The organism is Membranihabitans maritimus, from assembly GCF_021729145.1.
Classification (GTDB): domain Bacteria; phylum Bacteroidota; class Bacteroidia; order Chitinophagales; family Saprospiraceae; genus Membranihabitans; species Membranihabitans maritimus.
On the sequence record NZ_JAJSLW010000010.1, the window covers coordinates 160,852 to 178,235 of the forward strand.

A 17,384-nucleotide genomic window follows, 5' to 3' on the forward strand; every position below is an offset into this window, starting at 1 on the left:
TTTATTTAGGGCTTGGAATTATTGAAACATTCAATACATCAGGTCCTTTAAGAGTGAAAGGATACTTACAGAAGACTCTGTAAGTATCCTGATACAATCGGTAGTAACTACCACTAAATACTCAATACGTAGAGGATTGGATCGTTATTGAGTCCAAGGTTAATAATAAACCAACTTTTTGAAAAGGTTTTTACTGGTTACACATACTCTTAGTATCTTTGTGGTTCTTTTAAATGGTAATAGATAGATATTCAATATGTATAAGGAATATGATGGTTTAAATTTACCGGATATCGATCGGGAGATCCGGGCATTTTGGGAAAAAGAAGGAATATTCGAAAAAAGTATCGAGGAAAGAGATGCGGACCGTCCATTCGTATTTTATGAAGGACCTCCGTCTGCGAATGGTAAACCCGGTATCCACCATGTAATGGCACGAACGGTAAAAGACCTGATTTGCCGGTACCATTCTATGAAAGGAGAGCGCGTAGAAAGGAAAGGGGGGTGGGATACCCATGGATTGCCAGTGGAATTGAGTGTAGAGAAGGAGCTTGGGATTACCAAAGATGATATTGGTGTAAAAATAAGTATAGAAGAATACAATCGTAAGTGCCGCGAAACAGTAATGCGGTATAAGGATATGTGGGATGACCTGACCCGGAAAATGGGGTATTGGGTAGATCTGGAGGATCCGTATATCACTTTCAAAAATGAATATATTGAATCGGTCTGGCAATTGCTTCAAAAATTATATGACCAGGATTTAATTTATAAAGGATATACCATACAGCCATATAGCCCGGCTGCAGGCACAGGGCTATCATCGCATGAGCTCAATATGCCAGGGTGTTATAAAGATGTGTCGGATACTACGGCAGTGGCCCAATTCAAAATGGTCAGGGATGACCATTCTGCTGATTTATTAGAAGGTTTGGAAGACGATGAGGAAGCCTTTATGCTGGCCTGGACGACGACTCCCTGGACTTTGCCTTCCAATACTGCATTGGCGGTAGGCCCCAGAATTGATTATGTGAGGGTCAAAACCTTTAATCCGTATACAGGCGACGCCATAAATATATTCCTTGCAGAGAAATTGATGCCCAAGTGGTTGAATGAAAAAGGAAAAGACGAAGACTTTAGTGCCTATACAAAGGGTGATAAAATGATCCCCTGGAAGGTTGAAAAACAGTTCAAAGGAGTCGACTTTGAAAAGGTGAAATACGAACAATTATTGCCCTATGTGCAGCCGGAGGATGGGTTGGCCTTTATGGTGTTAGTTGATGATTTTGTAACAGTAGAAGATGGTACGGGAATAGTGCATTTGGCTCCTTCTTTCGGTGCGGATGACCGTCGGGTAGCGCAGAAATACGGAATTGGTTCTTTGACCCTGGTGGACAAGCAGGGTAAGTTTGTTGAAGGAATGGGAGAATTTGCCGGAAGGTATGTCAAAGACTACCAGAATGAAGGCGAGAATTATATCCCGGTAGACGTAGATATTGCCGTAAAACTGAAAAAAGAAAATCGCGCTTTTAATATTCAGAAATATGTTCACAGTTATCCACACTGCTGGAGAACTGATAAGCCTATTTTGTACTATCCATTGGATTCGTGGTTTATCCGATCGACCGGACGCAAAGACAGGATGGTCGAGCTCAATAAAACCATTAATTGGAAACCAAAGCATACGGGTGAAGGGCGTTTTGGGAATTGGTTGGAAAACCTCCAGGACTGGAATTTGTCGCGGTCTCGCTTTTGGGGAATACCTTTACCCATCTGGAGAGATGCAGAAGCGGAGGAAGAAAAGTGTATTGGAAGTATTGATCAACTTAGAGAAGAGATTGAAAAAGCCAATGCTGCACTTGGATTAAATCAGACAGTGCCTGATGATCTTCACAGGCCGTACATTGACAATGTCGTTCTGGTTTCTGATTCAGGGAAAGAGCTGAAGAGAGAAACAGACTTAATTGATGTGTGGTTTGATAGTGGTTCTATGCCCTATGCCCAGTGGCATTACCCCTTTGAGAATCAAGAGAAGTTTCAGGATAACTTCCCTGCAGATTTTATTTCTGAGGGAGTAGACCAGACACGGGGATGGTTTTTTACCCTACACGCTATTGCGTCTATGGTCTATGATAGTGTTGCTTTTAAAAATGTATTGTCTACAGGATTGGTACTGGACAAGCAGGGACAAAAAATGTCCAAGCGTTTAGGTAATGCCATTGATCCGTTTGAAACACTAAAGGATAAAGGAGCGGATGCTACCCGGTGGTATATGATGTCTAATGCCCAACCCTGGGATAATTTGAAATTTGACCTGGCAGGAGTGGATGAGATCAGTCGGAAGTTTTTTGGGACCCTTTACAATACGTATTCATTCTTCGCACTTTACGCTAATATCGATCATTTTGAATACAAAGAAGCAGAAATTGATCGGGATAATCGCCCCGAAATTGACCGCTGGATATTGTCTTCCCTGAATACTCTGGTCAAAGAAGTGGATGAGTTCTATGCGGATTTCGAACCTACCAATGCTGCCCGTAAAATTATGTATTTTGTCGATGACCAACTGTCAAACTGGTACGTTCGCCTGTGCAGAAGGCGTTTCTGGAAAGGAGATTATACCGAAGATAAAATAGCAGCCTACCAGACGCTATATACTTGTCTGGAGACTGTATCAAAATTAATGGCACCCATAGCTCCATTCTTTTCCGACTGGTTGTTTAAAAACCTCAATGATGTAAGTGGTAAAGAAGAAATAGCCTCTATACATTTGTCTGAAATACCGGAAGTTCAGACAGAATGGGTGGATGAAAAGCTGGAAGAGAGAATGGACTATGCTAAGCGTATTAGTAGTCTTGTTCTCTCCTTGCGGAAAAAAGAACAGATAAGGGTGCGTCAACCGCTAAATAAAATAATGTTGCCGGTATTGGACCCCGGTTTTGAAAAACAGATCCGAGACGTAGAAGATCTTATTTTGGCTGAGGTAAACGTAAAAAGCATAGATTATGTTTCGGATACGGAGGGGATAATAAAGAAAAATATTAAACCCAATTTCAAAACACTGGGAAGACGTCTGGGGAAAGATATGAAAGCTGCAGCCCAGGTCATTGGAAGCTTTACCTCACAGGATATTGCAGCTATAGAAAAATCCGGTGGCTATGCACTTGAATTAGATGGCGCATCCTATGAGTTGTCACTGGAGGATTTTGTAATTTCATCAGAAGATATCGAAGGCTGGTTAGTAGCGAAAGATGCTGAAATTACAGTGGCGCTGGATATCCAGATGGATGAAGATTTGCGGGCAGAAGGAATTGCCCGGGAACTGGTAAACCGAATCCAAAATCTGAGAAAACAGGAAGACTTTAATGTAACTGACCGGATCGAAGTAAAGATAAGTCCGGACGATATGGTCGTTCCTGCAGTCGAAAAATTCGGGCAGTATATCAAGAACGAAGTGCTGGCTGATGTATTGACACTAGAGGACAAACAAGAAGGTAATGAAGTGGAATTAATCGATGGGACTTCGGTACGAATATGGCTTCATAAGAATTAATCTACGTGCCTAGAATATCGAAATCGGAAGGAATCGTAATCCGGAGAATCAATTACCGGGAAAGCAGTATGATCGTCGATATTCTGACCAGGGACCATGGGTTAGTAGGATTTATCATTTCGGGTGTTCGAAAGAAATCCGCAAAGACTTCCCCGGGTATATTTACACCAGGTTATATACTTGACCTTGTATATTATGAAAATGACCCTAATAAATTGTGGCGGATAAAAGAAGCTGGCCTGGCGATTCACCTGAAGAATACTCCCTATGATATTTTGCGCGGAAACACAGCATTGTGCATATGTGAATTATTGAAAAAAGTATTGCATAGCTACGATCCCAGCGAAGAACTTTTTTTGTTTACGGAAAGGTATATCCTAATTCTGGACGAGATTGAAAAACCGGGCAATGTGTTTCTTCACTTTCTGGTGGGGTTATCTGTATATCTGGGTTTTGGCCCGGAGGAAAGGAGCCTGGCTGGCATAGATTCATATTTTGACCTTAAGTCCGGTAATTTTACAAAAACGGATCCCGCTCATCCATTGACTATGGAAGGTAGAATGTGCGAATTACTGGGAGCACTTTTAGGGTGTGAAAAAGAATATATGGAATCTATTAAAATGACTCGTGCTGAAAGGCATCAATTGACGGGGCATTTAATAGATTTTATCCGGTATCACACACATGCTTTCGAGAATTTGCGGTCGTATGATGTGTTGAAGACTTTGTGGTAATAGGTATTTTGATCCTTTTCTAAGACGAGAAATGACCCCTGGTCTGCGCAGTTAGCACCAAATATTATTAATTTAACACTCCTTTTTTTACATTTTCTTAAGTCGTTATTGGACAACACCTTTTCTTAAAATCCAGTTATTCACCTATCCCGGTTTCAAAACCCGACAAACTGCAAGTTCACGAATTCAAAACATCAAAATCAAAACATTATGTTGAAGAAATTATTTTTTTTACCCGTGGGTATAATGCTGCTTTTAATGTCTTGCAGTAAAAATGAAGAGGAAAATATTGGTCCATTGGATCCCGATACGGCTCCCGAAGCTGAAATTGATCGATTTTCTGATGAGGCCGGAGTTTTATTTACCCGAACTGCCAATACTGATCTGCCCGATGCCAATCAACCGATTAATTTTGACGAAAAACCATTTATTACCAAAGCCATGGGCCCTAATGGGGATAAGGTGTCGTATTATAACTTTGATGTCAAAACCGTAGAACCGGCTCCTATTTATTTCCTTTTCAAAGAAGGTGAGTCTACGGCAGTTGAAGGGCAACTATCTATTGTCAATTTAAAACCCGGGGATATAGGGTATAATGATTTTCGGCAAGTGTATAAAGTCACAGTTCCTACCGATTACGAAGCTAATACGATCGCAAGTTTGTCGGAAATAGAGTCTAATAACTATGAAGTACAAGCCACGGATCAATTAATCAATATGCCGATTGTACCGAATAACAGTACAGCCGGCCTTCGGTGGAATGACGGAGAAAGTAGTGAGTTGAAGAGGGCCTGGTATCGTAGCCAGGTAGTGTATTTCTTTCAATTCGACGAAAGAGCCATCAATTTTACTTCACGGGATGAAATCCCATTATCTCCACTCTATGTATCGTATAAAACTAATCCAGGAGAAGAAGGAGGCGGTAATGGTTCCGGATTTATGACTGAGCAGGGAAATGACCAAACCCATAATATTCTGGCAGCGCTGCCCATGGATTCCAATTATTCACCGTTATGGAGTGTTACTATTTACGATAATAATGAATTTGAGTCTGTTACAGATTACAATTCAGCGCAAACAGCTAATATAATTGAAGCCGGAAATGGACCGATAAATGCACCAGTTGTACAATCCGAGTAATCAGAATATTAAATTAAAATTCAAGCCTATTTGGTCGCTCCCGGATAGGCTTTTTTATTTCCCCTAAAATTGTTTGTCTATTATTGCGCTCGAGTAAGTTTATTAAGCCATCCCATCTGGGCAAATATTTTTGCGTAGAGTTTCGTATTAAAGCTACAAACCGTATTCATGCAACTTACCCGATAAAATTGATTCACTTAAATACCCTGTATGGTCCCAAACCAATTCTCCGGATTTATACAACTTCAAGACTGGGAGGGCGCGTATTTCCAAACTTTGGCTAATGGTCCTGTTTTCATCTGCATTGAGACGAATTAATTTCAGCCCTGGTTCTTTATCTTTTTTTATTTTCTCCAAATAAGGTTCCATCTTTTTACAAGGAGCACACCAATCTGCATAAAAGTCAATCAAAACCCATTTATTGGAGGAGGTTATATTCCGATATTTCTCTATAGAAATTCCATCTCCGGATTTATTTTCAGACTCTGGAAGATTTTCACTTCGCCAGTTCAACATTCCCCCTTCGAGTTCATATACTTTGATAAATCCGTCTTTACGCATTTTTTCTGCGGCTGCACCACTTCTCCCCCCACTTAGGCAATAAACGAGGACTGGTCTTGATTTATTAATTAGATTAATGTGATCTTCAAAATCGGTATCCTTCCAATTTACATTTATGGCATCTTTTATATGTCCACTTTGAAATTCTTCCGGGGTGCGGACATCTATAATAACCGGAGCCGGCAGATCCGAGATCATTTTTGAAAAAGCAACCGGATTTAATACTTCATTCGCTTGTTGGGCAAAGCCCACTATTCCATTGAAGAAGGCAAATAAAAAAAAGGCATATCGAAAATTCAGAAATAACAAAGTCAATGTTTTTGAAGATTATATTTAATCCAGGTTGAAAATTTCAGTTCTGAAAATCTCGTGCCGACTGGGCCATTCCACGTCAGCAGCATTTTCGGCGGTTACAAATAATTGTACCGGTCGAAAGGAAGATACGGTTTGCAATGAAGCTTTAGAAGATGATTTCGTCACTAATTGACCGAGATTTTTGACCCCATTTTGCGAAGTTTTTGCCCAGACTACATATGCGTCCTTAGGAGGATTCAATCTGTCCGGACTCGCAAGGTATTTAGCTGTTAAATTTATTTCATAATTATTATTGTCATCTTGTTTGATTGTAGCTGAAGCATCTGCGGCAGGCGCGATATCAGATATAGGAAATTCAATTTTTGTTGTAGAACAAGAGGTAATTGAAAATCCAATTAACGCAAGCATTAAAAATTGAAAAGAGTTGAACTTTGAGATTAAATGATCCATTACTTAAATTTTTAACTTCAAACAAATATGTTTTCGTAGTAATTTACGCAAAATTTCCACTAAAGTCACATTTAAATTCTATATATGTGAACAATATTACAATATATTTGAATACAACAAGTTAACTGGGCTTATGTTTTTCACCATTTAACCTTGGGTTAAATACGAACTAAGAATTTTGCTAATTACGTTGCGACTATTTGCGTTTTCATAGCCCCTTTTTTTATAGGTTTATTTGCCTCCTCTCTTCTTTTGAGCTTTAGGGTAACCAGTAAAGCTGTAATAGATAAAACCAGCCAAAATATATCAACAACAAAGATTTGTGAATAGCCTTTGGCGAAAGATATCCATGGCCAGTTTCCTGTAGTGATTCCATTGGAGATAGGCACCAGAAAACCAAAAATAGCTCCCAGAAATAAACAAATCTTATTCGTAAAGTAATTATCTCTTTTGATCAATAATAAAGCGGACATGGCCAGCCATCCCCAGAAAAACACTTTGTATATAAATTCCATATTGGTGCCGGTGTAATTTTCTGAAAATAATTTTACTGCAATAAAGGTAATCGCTGTTATAGGATACATTGACAGGCAGATTGAAAGATAAATCCTCACCAGCCAGGTATTAAATTTTTTCTTTCTTTCTGGTACGTTTTTTTTGTTTCTGGCAACCAACCAGATCATCACACCTGAGAGTATGACAAAACAAGAGACCAGTCCCAAAATGAAATAAATTATTTTCATACCGTATCCACCAAAATCCCCGTAATGTAAGCGTTGAATCGTATTAGCTGCACCTTCCAGGTAGGTTGTCCTGTCAGAAGGGTCCTTGACGTCTATGACTTTATTGTCCGATGCCCGGTACACCATGTGACCTGACCCTAGGAACTTTGTTCCATAATCATACGCCCCCTTTACCTTGATGTGCATATTTTCATCACCATAATTGAAAATTTCCAATTGATTTATCCTGAAATTCTCCCATCGTTCTTTCGTTTGTCGAACATAGTCGTTCAAAGAAAAATCTTTTGTCAATTTTTTACCGGTAAACTCAAAATCCGATTGATAGCTGTAGTAAGCATCCTTGGACATTTTATCGGCATCTCCATCGTACAGGATTGATTTGACCGGTTCCAGCATAACGGTATATCCTATAATCAAATAAGCGCCGGTTACGGCAAACATAAATTGATAAGGTAAGCCGATCAAACCCAGACCTACATGTGCATCCGTCCACAATGTCTTCCATTTGGCCTTTGGCCTGAAAACATAAAAACTCGAAACGATTTTATTCCAGTGTACAATAACGCCAGTCAAAACCACAAACAGGAAAAAGAAAGCAACAAAACCGGAGATCAAGTATCCGGATCTGCCGTATAGATTCAGTTGGGCAAAAAAGTGTAGACGGTAAAAAAACTCTCCCAGTGAATAGTTATTCCGGTAATCATAGGTTTTCTGGTTGGCCAAATTGGTGTAGAAAAAGGCCCGACCCGAATTTTTTTCTATACTTGTTGTATCTTTAGATGCAGACAGGGAAGTATTAATTCTTTTCTCGTGGTAAAACTGGGTAAGTGATATGTCCCTGCCATACAAGCCGTATTTATTGTCCAGGCTATCGAAGACAAGGTCAAAATCCTCCTGTTCGAAATACGATTCGGAAATAGGTTCATTGCGTTCCCAGGCATTGATCTCATCTCTTAGAAAAGCAATAGACCCAGCGAAGAATATAATGAATAATAATGCGCTGATAATAATCCCACTTATGGTGTGGGTATGAAACATAATGTTATAAATTCTCTTATTCATATCGGATTTTTACGCCAATGGATAGGCGACCTTTCCAAAATAGATCGCAATAGCCAATAACCCTGTAACCAATAAATACCACAACCAAACCTTCCATCCATTTCGAGCCAAGAAAGCAATAATGAGTAAAACAGCCCAAAGAATAAATCCTCCGAACCGAAGCGTAATCAAAGCACCTGACGCATCTACCCACAATGCCAGGACCATGTGAAGAGCTTCTGTGACTATGTATCCACCTGCAAATCCCGCACTGATTTTTGCAAACCGCTGCATGGGAGATTTTGTTAGGTGTTTTTTATTTGCCGGCATAATTTTATTGGATGAAAATTTCAAGTAGAATGGATGAAATCCCTATCAAAATTATTATGTGATAGTTTAGAAACCGCAAAGGAGCTACTAATACTATCAGGCTGGCGATCGTCATTAGTATAACTAAATACGAGAAAATGCCGGATGCAAAACCAAAGGCCAAAACTCCGGAAACTAAGCCTGTAATTAGCATCCCCGATCCTATTTTTTTTGATAATTGCGCATGTCGTTGAACCCATGTTTCCAATTGAAGTTGTGAAGACAATTTCGCCCTTTTCGAAGTATTGTACAATACAAAAAAGCCGAGAAAAGTGATACATATGGTAAATGAAATCATATTATTAATCTTTAAGCGTTGTTTCGACGAATTGCTACTGCTGTTATGTGTATTTAGATTAATTAAAAATAATGACGAATATAAGATGACTTTTTTTGTATTCCAAATGCCGACTAAAAAATTAAATTGACCGATTACCTTGCTCCTGGAGTTTCAATAAGGATTTGGACAATTATTATTCGAGGAGAGTTATACACGGTTTTTTTTTCTGAAATCAACTTTTAGTTATCTAGATCCTATGGAGTACAAAGAGTTCGACCATGTTCCGGTTCTTTCGCAATAGGTAGTATGCTTTTGGGCCGACCAATCGAACAAGCCGGCTTTTCCACCGCGGGAATCATTGATCCCGGATGGAGCCATTGAGTTGATGATCAACACCGGTGAAGATTATTCCCAACTGAAAGGTGATATTGAATAAGCTGTCAAAGGGCCCCCTATTAATGGAATCCGCAACAAACATTGGATATTGACCCAATTTATCAAAAGGAATTCATTTCCGTTCGAATAAAAATTGAATGGGATTTACCAATTCCTTAATACATTTTAATATTTACTTGAGACAATAGGGATACCTGCTGCCGTCATAATTATACAAGCTTCGAAGCCCAATTATTCTTCTAATCACTCAAAATAATACAGCTATGAAAAAGTATGTTATTGCATTTGCATTGATGGTTTCCGGGGTATTTACCTTTGCACAATCAACCAATTTTACCTATGGAATTTCCGGAGGAGTAGGGATTTCCCAATTACAGTTTTCACAAATTGATGATTTACCATTTTACAGTAATGATCCGATAGTGGGGTATCAGGTCAGTGCTTTACTAGATTACAGGGTTGGTGAGTCATGGGGTATTTCTGTAGAACCCGGGTATGCCCGCAGGGGTGGCCAATTAGGTATATTGCCGGGTATGACTAATTTAAATACCAGGATCAAACTGGATTATGTCCGGTTACCTATTCTCTTCTCATTGTATCCGCGGGAATATGTATCTATTTCAGTTGGTCCGGAACTATCCTACCTGGCAGATTCCAATATTGATTTTCTGAATATGATCGCCAGTCCTATAGAAAATAAATTTTCATTGGGGGTGTCGGCAGGTGTTGACTTCCACTTTGATGCGCCGGTCTCTATAGGTGTTCAATACAATAGGAATTTGACACCTTTGAGTAGTTTGAATATAAACGAATTTGGCCCTTTTTCCGGGACCAAAATTAATTTGTATAATCAAAATATTTCTTTGGTCGCAAGGATCACGATTTAATATTTTGAAAATTATGTAATGGTTATGTCTATAGTTATCTTTCCTGATAGTATTATATCGTCAGCTCATACATGGTAAAAGTGCCAGTGAAATAAGCTCATTATAAATCTAGCCAGTGTAAAATAAGAAGGAAAACCGGATACAATTTATTTTTAATGATATGGGAGCGAATTTTTTTTAATGCCGAAACCATGTGATTTTTCACCGTACTTCGGGAGAGATTTAATTTGTCTGCAATTTCATTATAGGAAAATCCTTCATTTCTATTGAGTATAAATATCGTTTTTTGTTGTTCGGTAAGTAATTGGGTGATCTCATTGAAGATCACCTTTTTGTCGTATTGAAGCGAAGGATATTGATATACATACTTCTCTTTTTCCACGTTTGACCAAAATTCTTTTTGAACCCGTTCATTTACCGCCGCTTTTCTCCAGTAATCGATGACCATATTCCTTGCAAGTATAAATAAATAGGAGGAAGGCTGGTCGATTACTTCCTGATCCTTTGACCGTTTTGATAATTTCAGGAAAACATCCTGGGTGAGATCCTGAGCAAGGTCATGATCCTTTATGTGTAGCATAAGGTAGTCATAAAGGTCATCCCTGTGTGCTAAAAATATTTCTTCCAATGCTTTACGCTTCATCCCTCACAGCCTTGATTGATCTTTTCAAAAATGGTAATTACGGATTCGGTTAAAAATTAATTCAGTTATTAGTTTTATAAAATCGGGATATGCAAATATAAAATTATAAAAAAACAAAAAAAAATGAAATTTATTAGACCTACCCCTGTTGTGTTTTCGTCCTTGGGATAAAATGACATTTGATAAATCATTTAAACTAATAATGTGATCAATAAATCAGAATTTAAAAGTTTATATACTAAGTTGAAAAGCAGTTCAATCTCAGAAGAAGAATTCAAATCATTTTTGGAATATATCAATCAACCAGAGAATCAGTATATGGTAAAGGAAGTGTTGGATCAAGAGGCTGCTGGTAAGTATCTGGATAGCCATTTAGCTTTAAAGAATAGATCAGAGCAACCCTTCAACTGGAGGTGGACGATAAAGGCAGCATCGATTCTATTACTATTGGGAATGATAGGGATTTTTAGCTATATGTTTTTTGCAAAGGGACAAGGCGAAATTTTTTATTCGACGGAAAATGGTGAAATTCTTGAGATACAATTACCTGATAACAGTTTGGTAAAGTTGAACGCTAATTCGACATTGAAATGGCGTAATGATTCGGAGAATGGACGATTAGTAGAGCTGTCCGGTGAAGCATTTTTTAATGTCAAACATACTATTGATGACCAGAAGTTTGTGGTAGAGACCGACCAATCAAAAATTACAGTATTAGGCACATCCTTTAATATTAATAGTCGTGAAAATGATAAGATTTTTCTTGAAGAAGGTAGTATTCAACTTGAAAAGTCTGGAGAGAAAAGTCCTGAAATGGTTTTGCTTAGGCCTGGTGAATCTGCTATAGTTGAGAAGGCCGGACCGGCAATACAGGTCTCGGTGAATAAAATGGTAGAAAATGAAGCAGCCTGGAAAGATGGGTTATTGCAGTTTTCAGACATGAAATTAGCCACGATTATCGAGCGTCTTGAAGAAATATATGGTAAAGATATCAAAGTTGTAGATACTACAGTCCTTGATACTGAAATGGAATTTACACTTCCCTATGCAAATTGGGAGATTACGGGACAGGCTCTGGCATTGGCAGTGGGGTTGACGTTGGAAGACAATGGAAAAATAATTGAATTAAAATAAACAAAATAATGTGAAATGGAAATAGGTGTACTTCGAGGGTGGCGGCTCATTTCGATCTTAGTATTGTTGGTGCTTTTGCTTCCTGGTATTACAGAAGCAATAAATCATCGGATGGTCGATGATACAGAGGAAATAAAATTGAAAGCTGCATTACAGCGACTTACTGAAAAATACAATGTATATTTTACTTACGACAAATCCCTGGTTCAGGATATCATGGTTGATTACAAAGAACAGGGCAAGAACATAACAGAGGAATTACAGGTTTTGTTGGAAGGAACGGACTTGCATTTCAAGATCTTTGAAGACCAATTTGTAATTATATATAAACTGGACCAGACCGGGATTCGATCTCTCAAATCAATGGTAGAACATTTTTCTGAAATTATCGCAGAAGACGAATCCCGGGAGACATTCAGACCGGTACCGAAATTAGGATTACGGCAGGCATGGAGCCCGGGGCCGCGAAAATTGACGGGATTGACATTGAATATTAATGGTACGGTTACTGACCAACAGGGAACTCCTTTAATAGGTGTCAATGTTCAGGTGAAAGGAACCAATAAGGGGACGGCGACAGATTTTGACGGAAAATATAGTCTTGAAGATGTGAATGAAAATGCTACGCTGGTGTTTTCTTATATCGGCTATCAAACGGTAGAGGTCCCTGTAGATGGCAGGGGTGAGGTATCCGTTGAATTGGTTTCGGATTCGGAATTGCTGGATGAAGTGGTAGTAGTGGGATATGGGACGCAGAAGAAGGTAAATGTTATTGGTTCTGTTTCTCAGATTTCAACTGAAAAAATTGAAAATAGGCCGGTAACTCAACTGTCTCAGGCTATAACTGGCCAAATGCCGGGGGTGACGGTAATTCAAAGGTCGGGACGACCGGGGAATAGTGGCGGAGAAATAAGAGTCAGAGGGGTTGGTTCCTTTGGAGCTACTCCAAATGCATTAGTTTTAATTGATGGAATTCCGGGGAGCTTGAATGAGTTGAACCCTGATAATATCCAATCTATATCGGTGCTTAAGGATGCATCATCGGCTGCTATTTATGGTGCCCGTTCAGCAAATGGAGTGATTTTAGTGACTACAAAAGATGGAACAGCAAATAAGCTTACAGTGGGTTATAATGGATATCTGGGGTTTAATCAAGCAACCGAATTGCCTGATTTTGTGGACTCATGGGACTTTGCTGAAATGTACAATATAGCTTCTGGAAGTAACAGTTATTCAGCAGAAGATATTGGGAATTATCGATCTCAAACTGATCCGGATAATTATCCGAATACTAAATTTATGGAGGAAATATTTTCGAGAAAAGGCGTCCAGACAGGTCATACGTTAACAATCAATGGCGGTAATAAGGATAATAAATACTATTTGTCAGGAGCCTATTTAAACCAAAACGGGATCATTGAAAAGAATAAATATGATCGGTATAATTTGAGATTAAATGTAGAAAATAATTTTAGTAAAAACTTGCAATTGAATACTCGATTATTCGGGTCTTTTGAAGAGAGAAATGAACCCCAGGCGACGGCAAATAAAGGGGGGAACCTTCAGAATCAGTTGATTCAAAATGCGATCCGCTATCCTGCGACTCATCTGGGCCAGGCATCGAATGGTGATTATGGCATTGGTCCTGAAAGCGGAGGAACCCCAATATCGTGGATAGATTCCAAGTCCTATTTGATAAATCCGAGGACGAAGGTAGGGGTCAATATGAAATTGGATTGGAATCCGATCAACAATCTTACGTTTTCAGCTATCGGAGGGTATAACTTTTCACTCCTGGAACAAAGGTCTTATCTAGCATCTCAAAGGCTGAATGATGAAGTATACCACGCACAATCTTATTTGAACCAGTTTAGCAATAAGGTGATTTTTAGGACTATGCAGTTTATAGGAGAATATTCGAAAGATTTTTCAAGGAACCAGATAGATTTATTGGCTGGATATTCTTTTGAAAATGAGATTACCAAAAACTTCAATGGTTATCGCCAGGATTTTCCTAGCAATGACTATACCGTTATTGGCATGGGAGGCGCAGATAACCAGCAAGCGGGTGGATTCGATGCTGAATGGGCCATACAATCGTTATTTTCGAGATTCAAATATAATTTTGATGAGCGATATTTATTTGAAGCAACAGTAAGATATGATGGATCTTCCCGGTTCCCTGAAAGTAAAAAATATGCCATTTTCCCGTCAATGGCAGTTGGATGGAGACTTACCGAAGAAACTTTTATGAGTGATATAAGCTGGTTGTCCGGGTTAAAACTCAAAGCCTCCTGGGGTATTTTAGGGAATCAGAATATTGGGAATTATCCCTACCAGGCCGTATTGAACTCGGGGAGAAACTATTCCTTCGGAGGTGTTATTAACACAGGGGCTGCTTATTCTACTTATAAAGATGCTGGTATTCAGTGGGAGTCAACTGAGACTACAGATTTTGGATTTGAATCGGAATTATTAGACGGTAAAATTGTGTTTAATACCACTTATTTTCATCGCAGTACCGAAGATATATTATTCCAGCCTTCCGCCAGTGTATCCTCCGTTCTTGGGGTGGGTATAAGTGAAACAAATACTGGTGCAGCTAAAAACTCAGGATGGGAGTTTGAACTGGGGCATAGAAATAATATCAATGAATTTGAATATACTTTAAATGCTAATTTTTCAATTATCAATAATGAAGTCATTACACTGGGCTTGGGGAATGTAGAACAACCAAATGGTTTTGTGGGTAATGGATCATCATTATTTATTGGATATCCAATGCAGATGTACTATGGGTATATTTCAGATGGTGTGTTTACGAATCAATCTGATATTGAAGATTGGCCCAATCAAACAAGAGTGACACCTAATCCTCAGGCAGGGGATATCAGATATCAGGATATTAGTGGACCTGATGGAGTCCCCGATGGCCAGGTGGATCCCACTTATGATCGAACCTACCTGGGGAGTCGCATCCCGAAATATACCTTTGGGGCCAATTTGGGTTTTTCATTTAAAAACTTTGATTTTTCTGCTTTTTTGCAAGGCACGGCAGGGGTCAAAGGGAGATTAACCGGATATGCTGGATATGCTTTTTTCAACCTTGGAAATATCCAAAGGTGGCAAATGGAAGGAAGGTTTGATCCTGAAAATCCTGAACAATATCCGGATTATCCCCGGTTGGAAGTAATTACAAATAGTGGAACCCCCAATACAGCCCTTTCTGACTTTTGGGTAATTAATGCATCCTATTTGAGATTGAAAAACATACAATTGGGTTATACTTTACCTCGAAATGCTATGCAAAGGATAGGGGGGCAGAATTTGAGATTGTATCTGAGTGCTGAAAATGTACTTTCATTTAATAATTATAGACAAGGTTGGGATCCGGAAGTAAATACAGGCGGCGCCTATTATCCAATTTTATCAACCTTTACTTTTGGTTTGAACGTAAAATTTTAAAAACATGAAGTCTAAAACACTAAAAATAAATGCGGGCAAATTAATATCTTATTCACTGTTTTTAATTTTGTTATTATCTTCCTGTGATAAAGAGCTCGATCAATACCCTACTAATGCTTTTGCAAAAGATAATTTCTGGACTTCGGAATCCAATGCATTGATCGCATTAACGGGTACCTATAGGGGAGGAATCACCTATGGGACACAGGTGGTAGCATCAGACTGGTGGACGTATTGTGGTTTGGTCTTTCTGGACCTGGCTACAGATAACGGGTATGATAGAAGAGGGGATAATTCCACGATCAATAGATTGACTAATGGAACATTATTACCCAATAATAATGTTATTAATGGGTATTGGACTGGTTCCTACAAACGGATTGCTATTTGCAATGACTTCCTTGAAAACATTGGAAATGTGGAAATGGACCCAGCCAAAATAAACAGAATGGTAGCTGAAGTACGATTCTTGCGTGCCACCCAGTATTTCTACATGTCTCAATTTTGGGGATCAGTACCTTTGATCACATCCACACTAACGCCTGATGAAGCGAATAATGTTTCTAAAGCACCCAAAACCGAAATCGTTGATTTTGTACTATCAGAATTATCGGCAGCTGTGAATGATTTGCCACGATATATTGATATCCCTGCTTCTGAAATTGGCAGGGCGAGTAAACAGTCGGCATTAGCTTTTTTGGGAAGAATGTATCTCAGTGAGGAACGGTATAGTGATGCTGCTGATGTTTACAAGCAAATTATTGATTTTGGGGATAATATAATTGATCCGGATTACCAATCCCTATTTAATCCTGAAAATGAAAATAGTTCTGAAAATATATTTAGTGTTCAGTTTTTGGGAGGACAGGCGTCTAACTCTTTGCCGCAGCATGCTTATCCGGCAGTTTCCGGGGGATGGCATTTTGTGAATCCACTTGGAAGTCTGGCAGATTCTTATGGTTTTGATGATGGCACAGAACTTTCCTACGATGACCCCCGGTTTAATTATGACGATATGGGAGCGAATAGGGATCCGAGGTTTCGGTATAACTTTTTATGGGATGGATCTACTTTTGGAGGGAATACCTATGTATGTCATCCGGATGCTACTGAATCCGTTGATCAATTAACCTATTCAAAGCAAGCAACTCGCAGTGGATATGGACTCAGAAAGTTCTTTGATGAATCATTTAGTGGAAATTTGCGAAATGATTATGGCGGGAATTTACCAGTGATAAGATACGCAGAAGTATTGTTGAGTTATTTGGAAGCAGAATTGGAAGCAGGAAATACTATCACACAAGATATGTTGGATCTTACGATTAATGCAATCAGAGGGCGGGAGTCAGTCGGTCTGCCACCGATACAAGAAACTGACCCTGATGCCTTAAGACCGATCCTTAGAAAAGAGAGGAGAATAGAACTCGCATTTGAAGGTATACGTTTGTGGGATATTTTTAGATGGGATATAGGAGAAGAAGTTTTAGTAGGGGATTTTTGGGGCGCTCCGTTTCCCAATTCAACAAAATATGCATCTACGTCCAAAAAAATTGATCCGCAATCCCGATGGTTTGTTACCGAAAAGAATTTTAGAAAGGGGATTGATGATGTTTGGCCTATCCCGGAATCAGAAGTAAATGTAAACCCCAAATTGGGTGAATAATAGACGAATA

At 39.0% G+C, this 17,384-nt stretch carries 13 protein-coding genes; 7 read left to right on the plus strand and 6 right to left on the minus strand.

The window, feature by feature from the left end:
- Window positions 1-256: 256 nt before the first annotated feature.
- From ileS to LVD47_RS13575, 3 genes are all read left to right on the plus strand, one after another.
- Window positions 257-3,553: an isoleucine--tRNA ligase gene (ileS, locus tag LVD47_RS13565; RefSeq protein ID WP_236977271.1), complete on the plus strand. Its 3,297-nt coding sequence runs from the start codon at window positions 257-259 to the stop codon at window positions 3,551-3,553.
- A gap of 5 nt (window positions 3,554-3,558) precedes the next feature.
- Entirely contained in the window at window positions 3,559-4,287 is a 729-nt protein-coding gene (recO, locus tag LVD47_RS13570; protein ID WP_236977273.1) for a DNA repair protein RecO, read from the plus strand.
- 210 nt (window positions 4,288-4,497) lie between these two features.
- Window positions 4,498-5,427, plus strand: a complete 930-nt coding sequence (locus LVD47_RS13575; RefSeq protein ID WP_236977275.1) for a hypothetical protein — start codon at window positions 4,498-4,500, stop codon at window positions 5,425-5,427.
- 153 nt (window positions 5,428-5,580) lie between these two features.
- On the opposite strand, the gene LVD47_RS13580 is transcribed toward LVD47_RS13575, so the two are convergent.
- From LVD47_RS13580 to LVD47_RS13600, 5 genes are all read right to left on the minus strand, one after another.
- On the minus strand, window positions 5,581-6,297 hold the full coding sequence (locus LVD47_RS13580; protein ID WP_236977277.1) for a rhodanese-like domain-containing protein: 717 nt from the start codon (window positions 6,295-6,297) through the stop codon (window positions 5,581-5,583).
- 24 nt (window positions 6,298-6,321) lie between these two features.
- Window positions 6,322-6,753, minus strand: a complete 432-nt coding sequence (locus LVD47_RS13585) for a hypothetical protein (RefSeq protein WP_236977289.1) — start codon at window positions 6,751-6,753, stop codon at window positions 6,322-6,324.
- Between the two features lie 185 nt (window positions 6,754-6,938).
- Window positions 6,939-8,558, minus strand: a complete 1,620-nt coding sequence (locus tag LVD47_RS13590; protein WP_236977297.1) for a PepSY-associated TM helix domain-containing protein — start codon at window positions 8,556-8,558, stop codon at window positions 6,939-6,941.
- Between the two features lie 9 nt (window positions 8,559-8,567).
- Complete coding sequence (locus LVD47_RS13595; protein WP_236977299.1) at window positions 8,568-8,867, minus strand: hypothetical protein; 300 nt, start codon at window positions 8,865-8,867, stop codon at window positions 8,568-8,570.
- Window positions 8,868-8,871: 4 nt separating this feature from the next.
- The gene (locus LVD47_RS13600; RefSeq protein WP_236977301.1) at window positions 8,872-9,204 is read right to left on the minus strand and encodes a hypothetical protein; all 333 of its coding nucleotides are present in this window, start codon (window positions 9,202-9,204) and stop codon (window positions 8,872-8,874) included.
- 641 nt (window positions 9,205-9,845) lie between these two features.
- On the opposite strand from LVD47_RS13600, the gene LVD47_RS13605 reads away from it, so the two are divergent.
- On the plus strand, window positions 9,846-10,469 hold the full coding sequence (locus LVD47_RS13605; RefSeq protein ID WP_236977303.1) for a porin family protein: 624 nt from the start codon (window positions 9,846-9,848) through the stop codon (window positions 10,467-10,469).
- Between the two features lie 100 nt (window positions 10,470-10,569).
- Here LVD47_RS13605 and LVD47_RS13610 read toward each other — a convergent pair whose 3' ends face one another.
- Window positions 10,570-11,112 carry an RNA polymerase sigma factor gene (locus LVD47_RS13610; protein WP_236977305.1) on the minus strand — a complete coding sequence of 181 codons (543 nt, stop codon included), beginning with the start codon at window positions 11,110-11,112 and terminating at the stop codon, window positions 10,570-10,572.
- A gap of 204 nt (window positions 11,113-11,316) precedes the next feature.
- Between LVD47_RS13610 and LVD47_RS13615 the strand changes: the two genes are divergently transcribed.
- The 3 genes from LVD47_RS13615 to LVD47_RS13625 are packed head-to-tail and all read left to right on the plus strand — an operon-like array spanning window position 11,317 to window position 17,374.
- Window positions 11,317-12,246 (plus strand): FecR family protein, encoded by a 930-nt coding sequence (locus LVD47_RS13615; protein WP_236977307.1) that lies wholly within the window; start codon window positions 11,317-11,319, stop codon window positions 12,244-12,246.
- A 15-nt stretch (window positions 12,247-12,261) separates the two neighbouring features.
- Window positions 12,262-15,711, plus strand: coding sequence for a SusC/RagA family TonB-linked outer membrane protein (locus LVD47_RS13620; protein ID WP_236977309.1), 3,450 nt, complete (start codon window positions 12,262-12,264; stop codon window positions 15,709-15,711).
- A 4-nt stretch (window positions 15,712-15,715) separates the two neighbouring features.
- The gene (locus LVD47_RS13625; protein ID WP_236977311.1) at window positions 15,716-17,374 is read left to right on the plus strand and encodes a RagB/SusD family nutrient uptake outer membrane protein; all 1,659 of its coding nucleotides are present in this window, start codon (window positions 15,716-15,718) and stop codon (window positions 17,372-17,374) included.
- The last annotated feature ends 10 nt before the right edge of the window (window positions 17,375-17,384 follow it).

Excerpts from the sequence above, each read along its gene's own strand:
- ileS (WP_236977271.1), top strand. The coding sequence starts at position 257 with ATGTATAAGGAATATGATGGTTTAAATTTACCGGATATCGATCGGGAG.
- LVD47_RS13575 (WP_236977275.1), top strand. The coding sequence starts at position 4,498 with ATGTTGAAGAAATTATTTTTTTTACCCGTGGGTATAATGCTGCTTTTA.
- LVD47_RS13585 (WP_236977289.1), bottom strand. The coding sequence starts at position 6,753 with ATGGATCATTTAATCTCAAAGTTCAACTCTTTTCAATTTTTAATGCTT.
- LVD47_RS13590 (WP_236977297.1), bottom strand. The coding sequence starts at position 8,558 with ATGAATAAGAGAATTTATAACATTATGTTTCATACCCACACCATAAGT.
- LVD47_RS13595 (WP_236977299.1), bottom strand. The coding sequence starts at position 8,867 with ATGCCGGCAAATAAAAAACACCTAACAAAATCTCCCATGCAGCGGTTT.
- LVD47_RS13600 (WP_236977301.1), bottom strand. The coding sequence starts at position 9,204 with ATGATTTCATTTACCATATGTATCACTTTTCTCGGCTTTTTTGTATTG.
- LVD47_RS13605 (WP_236977303.1), top strand. The coding sequence starts at position 9,846 with ATGAAAAAGTATGTTATTGCATTTGCATTGATGGTTTCCGGGGTATTT.
- LVD47_RS13610 (WP_236977305.1), bottom strand. The coding sequence starts at position 11,112 with ATGAAGCGTAAAGCATTGGAAGAAATATTTTTAGCACACAGGGATGAC.
- LVD47_RS13620 (WP_236977309.1), top strand. The coding sequence starts at position 12,262 with ATGGAAATAGGTGTACTTCGAGGGTGGCGGCTCATTTCGATCTTAGTA.
- LVD47_RS13625 (WP_236977311.1), top strand. The coding sequence starts at position 15,716 with ATGAAGTCTAAAACACTAAAAATAAATGCGGGCAAATTAATATCTTAT.